The 14,885-nt window shown below is 27.3% G+C and carries 12 protein-coding genes; 11 read left to right on the top strand and 1 reads right to left on the bottom strand.

From position 1 onward, the window contains the following. Position 1 precedes the first annotated feature (1 nt). The 7 genes from BUB01_RS03600 (at position 2) to BUB01_RS03570 (ending at position 10,071) form a co-directional block, all read left to right on the top strand. Positions 2-1,726, top strand: a complete 1,725-nt coding sequence (locus BUB01_RS03600) for an ABC transporter ATP-binding protein (RefSeq protein ID WP_072985314.1) — start codon at positions 2-4, stop codon at positions 1,724-1,726. 182 nt (positions 1,727-1,908) lie between these two features. Next, the gene (gene zupT, locus BUB01_RS03595; protein WP_072985313.1) at positions 1,909-2,712 is read left to right on the top strand and encodes a zinc transporter ZupT; all 804 of its coding nucleotides are present in this window, start codon (positions 1,909-1,911) and stop codon (positions 2,710-2,712) included. A gap of 247 nt (positions 2,713-2,959) precedes the next feature. After that, positions 2,960-3,952, top strand: coding sequence for an AraC family transcriptional regulator (locus tag BUB01_RS03590; protein ID WP_072985312.1), 993 nt, complete (start codon positions 2,960-2,962; stop codon positions 3,950-3,952). A gap of 212 nt (positions 3,953-4,164) precedes the next feature. Then, positions 4,165-5,967 (top strand): ABC transporter ATP-binding protein, encoded by a 1,803-nt coding sequence (locus BUB01_RS03585; RefSeq protein WP_072985311.1) that lies wholly within the window; start codon positions 4,165-4,167, stop codon positions 5,965-5,967. Positions 5,968-5,970: 3 nt separating this feature from the next. Then, positions 5,971-7,704 (top strand): ABC transporter ATP-binding protein, encoded by a 1,734-nt coding sequence (locus tag BUB01_RS03580; RefSeq protein ID WP_072985310.1) that lies wholly within the window; start codon positions 5,971-5,973, stop codon positions 7,702-7,704. A 177-nt stretch (positions 7,705-7,881) separates the two neighbouring features. Further along, positions 7,882-9,240 (top strand): MATE family efflux transporter, encoded by a 1,359-nt coding sequence (locus BUB01_RS03575; RefSeq protein ID WP_072985309.1) that lies wholly within the window; start codon positions 7,882-7,884, stop codon positions 9,238-9,240. 195 nt (positions 9,241-9,435) lie between these two features. Further along, entirely contained in the window at positions 9,436-10,071 is a 636-nt protein-coding gene (locus BUB01_RS03570) for a metal-dependent transcriptional regulator (protein WP_072985308.1), read from the top strand. 168 nt (positions 10,072-10,239) lie between these two features. On the opposite strand, the gene BUB01_RS03565 is transcribed toward BUB01_RS03570, so the two are convergent. Next, positions 10,240-11,214, bottom strand: a complete 975-nt coding sequence (locus BUB01_RS03565; RefSeq protein ID WP_072985307.1) for a helix-turn-helix domain-containing protein — start codon at positions 11,212-11,214, stop codon at positions 10,240-10,242. A 238-nt stretch (positions 11,215-11,452) separates the two neighbouring features. Here BUB01_RS03565 and BUB01_RS03560 point away from each other — a divergent pair, with 238 nt between their 5' ends. From BUB01_RS03560 to BUB01_RS03545, 4 genes are all read left to right on the top strand, one after another. After that, positions 11,453-12,181, top strand: coding sequence for an energy-coupling factor transporter transmembrane component T (locus BUB01_RS03560; RefSeq protein ID WP_159433200.1), 729 nt, complete (start codon positions 11,453-11,455; stop codon positions 12,179-12,181). A 22-nt stretch (positions 12,182-12,203) separates the two neighbouring features. Then, the gene (locus tag BUB01_RS03555; RefSeq protein WP_084108278.1) at positions 12,204-13,718 is read left to right on the top strand and encodes an ABC transporter ATP-binding protein; all 1,515 of its coding nucleotides are present in this window, start codon (positions 12,204-12,206) and stop codon (positions 13,716-13,718) included. A gap of 17 nt (positions 13,719-13,735) precedes the next feature. Beyond that, on the top strand, positions 13,736-14,341 hold the full coding sequence (locus BUB01_RS03550; protein ID WP_143152443.1) for an MptD family putative ECF transporter S component: 606 nt from the start codon (positions 13,736-13,738) through the stop codon (positions 14,339-14,341). Positions 14,342-14,425: 84 nt separating this feature from the next. Further along, complete coding sequence (locus BUB01_RS03545) at positions 14,426-14,785, top strand: metal-dependent transcriptional regulator (protein WP_072985304.1); 360 nt, start codon at positions 14,426-14,428, stop codon at positions 14,783-14,785. The last annotated feature ends 100 nt before the right edge of the window (positions 14,786-14,885 follow it).

The following is a 14,885-nucleotide window of genomic DNA, read 5'->3' as shown; positions in this document are numbered from 1 at the left end:
TATGATAAAAAATATTAAAAAATTGCTAGGCGAAAGAAGTAAAAAACTTAGAAAACCTATAGCATTATTAGTAACTGATACTATATTTAATATGTTTTCTTATGCTATGTTGTATTTTGTATTATTAGATTTAATAAATTATCAGCTTACTTTTTCTAAAATTAAAACTTATACAATAATAATGATAATAGCTTTTATTTTTAGAGCTATATTTAATTCTATAGGTTATACAGGAATACAAGCTAATGGTGCACGAGCTATTGAAAGTATGAGAGTATCATTAGGAGATCATATAAGAAATATAAACTTAGGTTTTTTTAATAAAAATAGTATAGGAAGCTTGTCAAATATAATGACAAATGATTTAAAAGATTTTGAACAAGTAATAACTCATACTACTAGTGATATAATAAAGACAATTTTTCTTACTTTGTATTTATTAGCTATAACATTTTTAATAGATACTCAATTAGCTATTATTCAAGTTTTAGCAGTAATGCTTGCTATGCCTATTATAATTATAGGTGGTAAAAAGGTTACAGCTGCAGGTGAAGATAAAAAAAGAGTCATGAATGAAGTTATATCCAGAATGGTAGAATATCTTAATGGTATACAAGTGTTTAAATCCTATAATTTAGTAGGAGAAAAGTTTGAAAGGTTAGAAAAATCTTTCAAAGATTTTAGAAGAGAAAGTATAAGAACAGAAGTATCAATAGTACCTTTTGTATTAGTATTTCAGATAATTGTTGATTTAAGTTTTCCAATATTATTACTTATAGCTACAACAAAGTTTGGTGGAGGAACTATTGACAAAAGGGAATTTTTAACATTTATTATAATAAATTTAGCACTTACAAATATTTTAAGAGCTTTTGGGTCTCAGTATGGAATGCTTAGATACCTTAAGTTATCAACAGAAAAATTAATTAAAATTCATAATCAATCAGAAATGGGATATAAATATGAAAATGTAGATTTTGATAATTATGATATTAGTTTCGAAGATGTAAGTTTTGAATATGAAAAAGGAGAAACTATTATAAATAATATAAGTTTCAAAGCTAAAGAAGGAACTATGACAGCTTTAGTAGGTCCATCAGGATCAGGGAAAAGTACTATTATAAGTTTGATATCTAGGTTTTGGGATGTAAATAAAGGGAAAATAAAAATAGGCGGAAGAAATATAAAACATATAAATCCAGATTATATATTAAAAAATATAAGTATGGTGTTTCAAGATGTATATCTTTTAAATGATAGTATATATAACAATATAAAATTAGGAAATCAAGAGGCGACGACAGAGCAAATAATAGAAGCAGCAAGGATTGCAAATTGTCATGAATTTATAGAAAAATTAGAAAATAAATATGATACTATAGTTGGAGAAGGGGGCTCTACATTATCAGGTGGAGAGAAACAAAGAATATCAATAGCTAGAGCTATATTAAAGAATGCCCCTATAATTCTTTTAGATGAGGCAACAGCTTCTCTTGATGCAGATAATGAACTAGAAATTAGAAAAGCAATCAAAAAACTTACTTTAAATAAAACAGTAATTGTAATAGCACATAGACTTAATACAATAAAAGATGCAGATCAAATAATAGTGTTAAATAATGGTAAGATAGAAGAGAATGGTACACATAATGAATTAATTAAAAATAAAAAGAGATATTATAATATGTATAATGAGATGGAAAATGCTAAGAAGTGGGCTATATAAGTTAGGATAATAAAATTTTAATATAATAATAGATTAATTTTTAGGTATAAGAATAGGCAAATATGTCTATTCTTAATTTTTGTATTAAATAAAAACTGATCTTTTTGAGTATTTCGGATATATTACCAAAGTAGCTATACATATAATATATAATGTTAAAGGTTTAAAAGGGGGTTGATTTAATGAACAATTTAATTTTTGCATTTGGGGTAACTCTTTTTGCTGGCTTGTGTACAGGTATTGGAAGTTTATTGGCCTTTTTTACAAAAAAGACTAATACTAAATTTTTATCTATAAGTTTAGGATTTTCTGCTGGAGTTATGATTTATGTATCAATGGTTGAGATATTTTTTGAAGCAAAGAATCTTATAGTAGGAGAGTTAGGAGCTATAAGGGGATCTTGGGTAACAGTAATTGGCTTCTTTTTTGGCATATTTTTTATTGCTTTAATTGATACTTTTATCCCGGAGTGTGAAAGTTCACATGAAATATATAAGTTTAAAGATATAAAATCAAATAATAAAAAAATTGATGGAAATCTTTTAAGATTAGGGTTATTTACTGCATTAGCAATCGTTATACATAATTTCCCTGAAGGTATTGTTACATTTCTTACAGCAATGCAAGAGCCCAATATTGCGATACCTATTGTTATTGCAATAGCAATTCACAACATTCCAGAGGGGATAGCAGTATCAGTACCAATTTATTATGCAACTGGAAGTAGAAGAAAGGCATTTAGATATTCCATATTATCTGGACTATCTGAACCTATAGGGGGAGTTGTTGGTTATTTAATATTAAGGCCGTTTATAAATAATTTGATTTTTGGTATGATTTTTGCAGCTGTAGCAGGAATAATGGTGTTTATATCATTAGATGAATTACTTCCTTCTGCACAGAAATATGGTGAACACTATCTTTCTATATATGGATTGGTAGCAGGAATGATTGTAATGGCAATAAGTTTATTATTATTTATTTAAGTTTACACATGATTTTTGGATAAGAATATTTAGATTAAATAAATTTTTTGAATTGAAATTTTTATATTCTAAGAAAGAAAATAATTAATAAATGCAATTTGAAATTTTAATAGATAAATCAAAAGAGTATAAGAAATTATTAATTCAATAATAAATGATAATGACAATCAATATCTAATATGCTATATTATATATAACTTAGTAAATATAATATAGCATAGCATATTTTAATGAGGAGTTTTCTAATATGAGTCAATATGAGTACAAGCTAAATAATAAGAAAAGTAATGGTGTATCTATCTGTCAAGCATTTAATGAGGCATATAATTCAGAGAGTAGAGAGTTTAATTATATTGTTCCAAACGAAATAGGTATTGGTGAGATTAAAAGAATAAATTGTTCTAAAGGTGTTAAAATTATTGATTATAAATTAAATTTTATAGAGCCTATTGAAATATTTGGAGTTTCTAGAACACCCCATATTGATATGATTTTTTGTTTAGGTGATGATATAAATTGGGAAATAGCAGGAACAACTGAAGAGTTTAAACTTTTTTCTGATCAAACTTATATAGGAACAAGTTGTGAAACAAGAAAAAATACTATTTATCCTGCAAAAACAAATCTACATTTAGTTGAGATTAAAATACCCTTATTAAAGGTAAATGATATTATCGAGAGTACTTACATTAGTAATGATTTAAATTATAAATCATTAGAACATAAGATTTATGGTAAATATAAGATAACATCATCAATTCAAGTAATACTTCAGCAAATATTCACATGTCCTTATGAAAACATTATTAAGAACATATTTATAGAAGGAAAGATATTAGAACTTGTAGCTATATATTTAAATGAGGCTATTTATCAAAAAGAAAAGATACCTGGAAAGATAAGTTTGTCAACAGAAGATTTGGAGTCTATCTATAAGGCGAAAACAATATTAGATTGTGATATATCACAAAACATATCTATAAGCTCTATTTCAAAATGTGTATATTTAAATGAATACAAACTTAAAAAGGGGTTTAAAGAGGTTTATGGCGCACCTATACATACTTATGTTATAAATAAAAGATTAGAAACAGCTAAGACCTTACTAGAAAAAGATACATTAACAGTTAGCGAGGTTTCTTTGAAAGTTGGGTATTCAAATATGAGTCATTTTGCAGCTGCATTTAGAAAAAAATATGGTGTGAATCCTAAGGAATATATAAATGACATAAGAGAATAAAAAATTATAAAGTAGATTTATATAAAGCTTATATGAAAAGATGAAGTTTTATATAAATCTTTTTTTGTATATAAAATCACATATTATTATTTTTATGTAATTATGTTTTTTATACTAATTTGAGCGAATACAATACCATTTTTGGCAGAGATGAAAGGTTAAGATATTTTATAATGCTTGTATAAGATTAACTTAAGAAAGAGGTGGATTTTGTGAATGCTAAGAAAAGAGGTATTCCAAGACTTTTAGAAATTGCAGGAGAAAAAAGAGCTTTGCTTATAGGTTCATCTATTTTTTCTGCTATAAGCGCTATATTAATGTTAGTACCATATATTGCAGTGTATTTCATAATTGCAGAACTTTTGAAAAATGCTTCTAATTTAAATGAAATAAATGCTTCATATATGATAAAGTGGGGGATTAGAGCTCTGATAGGATTAATAGGTGGAATTGGTTTTATTTATATTTCCGGAATTATGTCCCATGCTGCGGCATATCGTATTTTATATAGATTACGTGTAAAACTTTCAGAACATATAGGTAAATTACCATTAGGATATTTAAGTAATACTTCCACAGGCGTTATTAAAAAAACATTCGATCAAAATGTAGCTAAAATAGAAACTTTCGTGGCACATCAATTGCCTGATATGGTAAATGTATTAATCACAGCAATAGCTATTTTAATACTTATGATAACATTAAATCCAGTACTTACAATTGCGGCTATGATACCACCTATTTTAGGATTTTATATACAAATGAAAAAGCGTAGCGGAAAAGCTGCTGAAGAGAGTGCTAAGAGTTATTATGATGCACTTGATAAAATTAGTACATCTACAACAGAGTATGTTAGAGGTATTCCAGTTGTAAAAGTATTTGGAAGGACGGTACATTCATTTCATAAATTTTATGATGATATGATTTCTTATAGAGATTATTGTGTAAAATATACAGACAATTTTCAAAACACATATATATCAGCAAAAGTTTTATTAAATTCAACACTTATTATGATTTTACCAGCTAGTATTTTATTGTTTGATAATAAAGGAACAGATTTAAACTTAACAAAGACTATTTTGTTTTTTATAATTCTTGCTCCAGCTATGATATCACCTATGTCGAAGTTTATGGGATTTGCATCAACTCTAGGAGATATTTCAGAAGGAGTATCAAGAATTGATAATATATTTAAGCAAACACCAATTAAAGAAGCAAATAACCCAAAAATTCCAAAATCATATGATATAGAATTTAAAAATGTTACTTTTTCATATAATGTAGAAAATGAATCTACAAGAAAAAATGCACTTACTAATATTAGTTTTAAAGCAGAACAAGGAGAAATTACTGCACTTGTAGGCCCATCAGGATCAGGAAAATCAACTGTTGCAAATCTGATACCTAGATTTTGGGATATTGAAAAAGGGAATATATATATAGGTGGAGTAGATATTCGAAATATTAATACTAAAGATCTTATGAATTTAGTATCCTTTGTTTTTCAGGAAACATTTCTGTTTAATGATACTATCTTTGAAAATATTCGGTTGGGTAGACCATCAGCTACTAAAGAAGAGGTTTATAGAGCTTCGAAAGCTGCTCAATGTCATAATTTTATAAAAGACTTAGAGAATGGTTATAAAACTATTGTAGGAGAATCGGGGTTACATCTTTCAGGAGGAGAAAAACAAAGAATTTGTGTAGCAAGAGCAATTCTTAAAAACACTCCGATTCTTGTTCTGGATGAAGCAACAGCTTTTGCAGATCCAGAGAATGAGTATAATATGCAACTTGCTTTACGTGAGTTAGTAAAAAATAAAACAGTTATTATGATTGCCCATCGTCTTACAACTATTCAAGACTCAAATCAAATTATTGTCATGAATAAAGGAAAAATAGTAGAGAGTGGAAATCATAACGAATTACTTGATAATAATGGATTGTATAAAAAATTATGGGATGCATATACTATGGCTGCAAATTGGGGCATTTCTAAAGGAGGAAAATAAAAGATGAAGATTCTTTATAATATCACAGGGGGTAAACCTAATAAGCTTATAAAACCTATAATATATACAATAATAGCTAATATTGTATATATGTTACCATTTGGATTTGCAGTATTTACAGTAGGTATTTTAGCTGAACCTTTTATTAATCCTAATATAACTCTTAATACAACAAAACTTTGGGCAGTATTTATAGGTCTTATAATTTCAATGATAATTATGTTTTTAATTGAAATTCCAGCTTATAGGCATTCTTATAGAGATGCATATATGACAGCGGCAGAGGGGAGGGCTGAACTTGCAGAGCATTTACGTAAATTACCTATTGGCTATATTACTGGACAAGATTTAGGCAATTTAAGTAATATGATGATGTCTGATTTTACTATGATAGAACACGGAATGTCTCATGTGGTGCCAAGTCTTATTGGTTCATTAGTTATCCCAATCATTGCATTTATAAGTCTTTCATTTATAGATTTACGAATGTCCTTTGCTATGTTTTGTGCAATGCCATTTACATTAATTATTATTGTATTAACATCAAAACTTCAAAAAACATTTGGACAAAAATTAAATGCTGCAAATGTAAATGCATCAAATAGATTACAAGAATATTTAGAAGGTATTCGTATTATAAAATCTTGTAATATGATAGGAGATAAGGCTAATAATTTAGATAATGCTTTCAAAGATTTAATGAAAGAAAGTATAAGAATGGAAGGATTACTACAATCTATTATACTTACTATAACGCCATTATTGAGATCTGGGCTTACAGTAATGATTTATGTAGGAATTTATCTTCTAATAGGAGGGAAAATGTCTATTGTGACCTTTTCTATATTTTTGATAATTGGAACTAGAATATTTGATCCGTTATCAGAAGCTATTACAAACTTTGCAGTATTACGATATGGTGCTCAATCAGGAGAACGTATTATAAAATTTATGAATGAAGAAGTTATGATTGGAGAGGAAACTTCTCCAAAAAATAATGATATTTTATTTGAAAATGTATCCTTTGCATATGATAATAAACAAGTATTAAAAAATATATCTACAAATATTAATGCAAAGACACTTACTGCATTAGTAGGAAAGTCTGGTAGTGGAAAAAGTACAATTTTAAAACTTGCAGCACGTTTTTATGATCCAGTTGAAGGTCGTATACTTATTGGAGGCAAAGATATAAAAAATATAGAACCAGAAGAACTTTTCAAGAAAATATCTATGGTTTTTCAAGATGTATATTTATTTCAGGATACTATTAGAAATAATATAGGTTTTGGACGAGTAGATGCGACTCAGGCCGAAATAGAAGAGGTTTCAAAAAAAGCATGTTGTCATGATTTTATAATGGCATTACCTAAAGGATATGATACTCCAGTTGGAGAAGGTGGATGTACTTTATCTGGAGGTGAGAAACAGAGGATTTCAATTGCAAGAGCAATGCTTAAAAATGCTCCAATTGTTCTATTAGACGAAGCAACAGCATCTCTAGACCCTGAAAATGAAGTTGATGTTCAAAAAGCAATTAATGAACTAGTAAAAGATAGAACAGTTATTGTAATAGCACATAGATTAAAGACTATTCAAAAAGCTGACAACATAATAGTTTTAGATAAAGGTGAAATTGTAGAAGAAGGAAATCATGAAGAATTAATAAGATCTAATGGTGTATATTTTAAATTATGGAATTTACAGCAAAAATATAATGATTTAAAGTTATTATAATTTAAATCATATAATTAATTATAATATAAGGAAAGAATGCTCCAAATAAGAAATATTATATTTTTTATTTGGGGTATTTTTCAGCTTATGGAGTAGAAAATGATAATTATTATCAATTATAATGAAATCAAGGAAGGATAAAGCTTATAAAATTACAATAGAAGGTGAGGTATATTAATGAATAAAAATAGAGAGGAATTACTTCAAAAAGATCCTAAAGAATTGATGATTAAATTATGTACTCCAGCGATTATAGGAATGGTAGTAATAGGATTATATTCTTTTATGGATGGAGTATTTGCAGGACAATTAATTGGTAAAAACGCTATGGCAGCTGTAGCAGTTGCATATCCAATTACATTTTTAAATAGTGCTATAGCAACTTTAATAGGAATTGGATCTTCATCTATTTTATCAAGAGCTATAGGGAAAAATGATCAGGAAACTATAAATAAAATTATGGGGAATTTATTATGTTTGGTACTGATTTTTTCTACTATTATTACAGTTTTAGGCATTGTATTTGCAAGAGAAATTTTAATGATAACTGGTGCAGAAGGAGAGATTTTAGAATTGGCAGTAAGATATCTTCGTGTTATTTTTATTGGTTCAATTTTTGTTAATTTTGCTCAAAGTGCAAATATGGTAATGCGTGGAGAAGGAATTATGAAAAAAGCTATGACTTTCATGATGATAGGGGCTATTCTAAATATAATATTAGATCCTATTTTTATATTAGCTTTTGGAGAATATGGAATTGAAGGGGCAGCAATAGCTACAATAATAGCTCAAATTACACAGGCTATTATTACAATGTTTTATTTTGTGAAAAAAAGTAAAAATGTTAGATTTCATAAAGTAAAGATTGAGAAAACTCTTCTTCCAGAAATATTTTCGGTAGGTTTATCTGCAATGATGATGCAGGTTATGAGCATGATACAACAAACATTAATGTATAGGATGGCATCAAAGTATGGAGGAAGTAATCAATTAATATTAATAGGAGCAGCATTAAGAATTCAAGCTCTTTCATTTATTCCTCTTTGGGGAATGAGTCAAGGGTTACAACCAGTGGTTGGAACAAATTATGGAGCAAAATTATTTACAAGAGTAAAAAAGTGTACTAATACTTTTATAATAGGATCTACTGTTCTGGCATGTTTATTTTGGATACCAATTGAGATTTTCCCTAATCAGGTTTTATCTTTATTAATAACTGATTCGTCAGTAGTCAATGAAGGAATAAGTAATTTTAGAATAATGTATAGTGCATTTCCATTAATGGGTATATTTATTATGGCAGTTACATTTTTTCAATCAATAGGTAATGCTAAAAATGCTGGTATAATAGTTTCCTTGAGACAATTACTATTGTTTGTGCCAGCAGTTATAATACTACCTGCTTTTATAGGAATCAATGGAGTGTGGTTTGTTAATCCTTTAATAGATGTAATGGTGTTTATTGTAATATTTGTATTAATTAAAAAAGAGTATAAGAAAATGGAAGAATTAACTCTAATAAATAAGGCATTATAAAAATTAATAGAATTTATATAATAAAGAATCTTATTTTGTGAAATATCATGAAATAAGATTCTTTTTTACATTATAAGGAATAAAAATAATGATTATTATTTTCAATTAGTATTCACAAAATGCTAATTTAATGATATTATAATATTAAGTTAGGTATACCTAAAAATAAAATTTGGTTAATATAAGGAGTATATTATGACTGAAAATAAAGAAGATTACTTAAAGATTATATACGAGCTTGGAGGAGCATATAAACAGATAAATAATAAAGATATATGTTTAGCTTTAGGGGTTTCAGCGCCTTCTGTTAGTGAAATGATAAAGAAACTCTTAGATGAAGGATATATTGAATATACACCTTATAAAGGAATAAAACTTACTGAGTATGCAGCAGATGAGGCTGTAAAAATAATAAGAAGACATAGGCTTTGGGAAGTGTTCTTATTAGAACATTTAGGGTATAGTTGGGATGAGGTACATGAGGAGGCTGAAAGACTTGAACATGTAACAAGTTCAATACTTGAAGAACGATTAGATAAATACTTAAAGTATCCTAAAATATGTCCGCACGGAAGTCCTATTCCATCTAAAGATATAAGCTCTAAAAGTTATAGAAAATTAGATTCATTATCTGTTGAAGAAAGTACTGTGATAAGAAGAATACTTGATGAAACTGAACTTTTAAAATATGTAGTACACTTAGGTTTAAATATTGGAGATACAGTAAAAATAATAGATTTAGCTCCATATAATGGGCCTATAACACTAAGAAATGGTGATAAGGACATAATTATAGGTAGAGAGGCGGCAAATAAAATTTATGTAGATTAGGAGTGATAAAAATGAAGAGAATAATATCTAGAATAGCTCTTATAATTCTTTGTATAGCAATGTCAATTATCATAAATGCTTGAAATATTGAATATCGTTTTTATAAATGCAAAAAATCCATTCCATAGTATTAAAATATATTGGGAATGGATTAATTTATATTTCTGATTATGTTGAAATTTTACAATTTTTTTTGAATTCTTTTGGAAGTAATCCAGTTTGTTTACGAAATAATTCTGAGAATCTACTAGCATTTTTATAACCTACTATATTAGCTACTTGATTTATAGGCAAATCCGTATTTAGAAATATATGTTCTGCTTGGCTTATTCTTTTATTTTGTATGTATTCTGTAATCGTACATTTAAAAACTGCTTTAAATGTATATTTTAATTTAGTTGTCCCCATACAAGCAATTCTAGAAAGCTCGTCTAAATTTATAGTATAAGAATAATGATCGTTAATATAGGAAGCAACAGTTCTTATACTGTTTATATCATCATCTGATATTTTTTTACGAATCTTTGGGGTATTCATATTTTTTGATTTATCAACTATTAAAGAAATTGCTTCTGCAACCTTACTTTCATAAAATAGTTTAGCTGACATGCCAGTTCCATTATATGTTTTTATTTGTTTTAATAAAGTAACTAATTCAGGAAAATCAGAAGCACCATCAATACTTAAAAAGGCTGAACATGGATCGTTATATTCACCATTATATTTTTTTTGTAAATAATCTTTATAATATTCAGGCATGATTTCAATTCCTATAGACTTAACAGGAATATGTTTATGAAATAAAGCTTGATATAAAGAGTTATTTCCAATAAAACCTTTTATGAAACCACAAGAAATTCTATTATAAGGTTTAAATTCTTCCCCAGAACCTGATTCGTAATAACTAATACTTAAATATTTAGGGATTTTATATTCAAAAAATAAGTCATTAGAAAGAACAAAATCATGAATTGAGATAGAAAATAAATTTTTATAAGCATATACCCAGTAATTTCCATAACCTTTTTCAGGAGGAAGTGAATATGTAAGACCCTCAGTATTAAATTTTGTACATGTTTTATCTAAATAGAAACCATGCTTAATTAAACAAGGTTCATGTAATGTATTTAAAATATTATTCATTCATATACTCCTTATAAAATGTTTTAATATTGAATAAATGAAAATAATTATCAATATCATTATAACTCTAAAATAATTAACATTCAAGGAAATAAATAAAATATTAGATACTATGATTGGACAAATATATGCTTCGATTAGACAAAGATAAGAAATTTTATTGAAAAGACATTTAAATTAATGTAGCATAACATTGGGTTAGCTCATGCTAACTTTAAAGATAAAGGAGGTGAAAAAGTTGAAATATGTAACAGAATTTAAAGCATTAAAACCTGATCCAAGAGCACTTATATTTCAAGTGATTATTATATCTATTTTAAATTTTTTAATAAATCGTCCTATAGAACTATTACTTTTATTTGTTATAATGGACATTTTAATGTTGTGGCATAGAATGTTCAAAACAGCTATTAAATTTACAATTACTTACCTTCTATTATATATATCTAATCTCGTTTTAGTATATTTAAAGATTCCTCTTATAACAATGATGTTTACAACATTAATATTTTTATGTTTTAGATTATTTCCAGTTTATATTGCATGTGTAATACTAATAAGAAAAGTTCATATGGATGAATTATTATTTTCTTTAGAAGCAATGTATATTCCAAAAGCAATGGTTTTACCACTAGCTGTAGTTTATCGTTATATTCCTACTATTAAAGATGAGGTGGCAAAGGTAAGAGAAGGTTTGAAAATGAGAGGATTAAATACTTCTTTTATAGGAGTTTTGTTTCATCCCATGAATGCAGTTGAGAATTTTATAATACCATTATTAATTAGGAGTGGGAAAATATCGGAAGAATTGTCAGCAGCATCGTTATGTAAAGGTCTTGATACAGAGCATACGAGAACATCATATACGGATGTAAAATTCCAAACTGTTGATACTTTTTATTGCCTAATGTGTCTTGTCATTTCGGCTATATTAATAATAATTCATGATAAAAATATTTTTGCTTAAATAGATAGAGGGGGTGTTTCTGTTGGAGAATAATAGCTTAAAAGAAAATAGAGATGATGAAGTCATAGTGAAATTTGAAAATGTAAATTTTACTTATAAAAATAGTGCAAAAAAAAGTTTAGTAGACTTTAATTTAAAGATAAAAAAAGGAGAAATTATTGTACTTACAGGGGAAAGTGGCTGTGGTAAAACTACAGTAAATAGGTGTATAAATGGTTTAGTACCAGAGTTTTATGATGGAAATTTAGAAGGAAGGGTTACCGTATGCGGTATGGACATTACTAAAGTTTCACTTAGAGAAATCTCAAGAGGTGTAGGCTCTGTTTTTCAAGATCCAAGATCACAATTTTTTACATTGCATGTAAAAACAGAAATTCCATTTCCTTGTGAAAATTATGGACTAGATAGAGAAGAAATACAAAATAGAGTAAGAAGTTCAATAGAAGATTTGAAACTTGAATCTATCTTAGATAGATCAATTTTAAATTTATCTAGTGGAGAAAAGCAGAAATTAGCAGTTGCATCTGTATATGCATTAAAACCTAAAATATATGTTTTGGATGAACCATCAGCTAATCTTGATGGAAAAGGAACAAGACAGCTTTTTGAGGTTTTAAAAATACTAAAAGATAGAGGACATACAATAATTATTTCCGAACATAAATTGTATTATCTTAAAGATTTAGTAGATAGAGTAGTTATAATGAAAAAAGGAAAGATAGAGAGAATAGTTGAAGGAAAAACTTTTGTAAAGAAACCAAGTCAATGGTTTGAAAAAATAGGGCTTAGACAAGTTGAATTAGAAACGCTATTAATTCCCGAAGTTTCAAAAAATATTATAGATAAAGAAAATACGCAAGTGCTTAAAGTTGATAATCTTGCTTTTGGTTATAATATAGGGAAAAAATTATGGTCTAATGTATCTTTTGAAGCTAGTGAAGGAGATATTATAGGGATTATAGGGAAAAACGGAGTGGGAAAAAGTTCACTTGCTAGAGTATTAATGGGACTTGAAAAGCAAAGAAATGGAAAGGTATATATATATGAAAAGTGGGCAAGTAAAAAAACGCGTAATAAAAATTCTTTTTATGTAATGCAGGATGTAGACTATCAGTTATTTGCCCCTAGTGTATTAGAAGAAATGCTAATTGGAAAGAAAGTTAATGAAGAAAGAGTAAAAAAAGCAGAGGAATATCTTAAATTATTTAACTTAGACGATTATAAAGAAGTTCATCCAGCGTCTCTTTCGGGTGGGCAAAAACAACGATTAGCAATTGCAATTGCTTGTATGCAAGATAGTAAATTCTTATTTTTAGACGAGCCTACAAGTGGGTTGGATGCAAAGAATATGAAAATAGTTAGCAATATATTAAAAGACCTTGCAAATGAAGGTCGTTGTATTTTTGTAATTACACATGATTATGAGTTTGCATTAAATACATTTAATAGGTTATTGTGGTTTGATGATAAAGGAAATTTTAATAGTCTGCCGTTTCATAAATATTCAAATGAATTACTTTATTCAAAAATTGTATAATAAAAGGAGAAAAGATAATGTCTAATAAAAAAAATAAAAGTGATAATGTAAGAAAGCTTATAACAATAGGGGTATTTAATGCTTTACTTATTGTGGTGTTTTTTGGGTTAGCCTTTACTATAGGATTATTTCCACCAATTTTAGTTGTAATTCCTATAATTATATCGCTTGTTGGTGGAATAATATTTATGCTTATGATTGCAAAGGCTGAAATGCCAGGAATATTTATTATAAGTAGTGCACTTTTAGGATTAACTCTTTTAACTATGGCACCTGGTGGCGTAATGGGAATTTGTATATTTGTTATGGGAATAATAGGAGAAATCATATTTACTATTATGGGAAGAAAAAAATTCATATCAGCAGCTACAGGCTTTGCTTGCTATATGCTTGGATTCGCACTTGGGGAATATATTCCTTTTGTTTTTATGAAGGAAGCATATATTGCTCAAGAATCAGCAAAGGGGTCAGAATCTCTACAAATACTTAAAACATGTCTAGGAATGGTTGATTTTAATACAATGATTTTATTAAGTGTTTTAACAATTATAGCTTCATACTTAGGGAGTTTATGGGGGAAAAAACTTCTTCATAAACATTTTGAAAAAGCAGGAATTGTATAAATATAAAATTGTGATATACTTGAAATTTCTTATTTGTAACTGATATACTATTAGGATATTCTATGTTAGTTTATGGAGGTAAGTATGTACGAATCTGGAGAAAATTATTTAGAGACAATTTTAATACTAAAAAAAGAAATAGGAAGTGTAAGAGCTATTGATATAGCAAAAAAGCTTAATTTCAGTAAACCAAGTGTTAGTCGTGCATTAGGAATTTTAAGAGAAGAAAAATATATAGATATAGATTCTAATGGATATATATTATTTACAGATATAGGTGCAGAAAAAGCAGAAGCCATATATGAACGTCATAAAATACTTACTAAATTTTTAGTGAAAACAGCAAGTATATCTGAAAAAGTAGCAGAGGAAGATGCTTGTAAAATTGAACATATAATAAGTGATGAAACTTTTAAAGGAATTAAAAAATTTATAGAGAAATAATATGTTTTTTTAATACAAAAAGTTCTAAAAGTTATATATAGCTTTTAGAACTTTTTACATATAAGAAAGTAATGTGATTTTATTAATAACAAATAAAAAC

It is taken from the genome of Clostridium cavendishii DSM 21758 (assembly GCF_900141845.1).
Classification (GTDB): Bacteria; Bacillota; Clostridia; order Clostridiales; family Clostridiaceae; genus Clostridium_AG; species Clostridium_AG cavendishii.
Note: the sequence above shows the minus strand (reverse complement) of the source record. Positions and strands in the feature narration are given on the sequence as shown.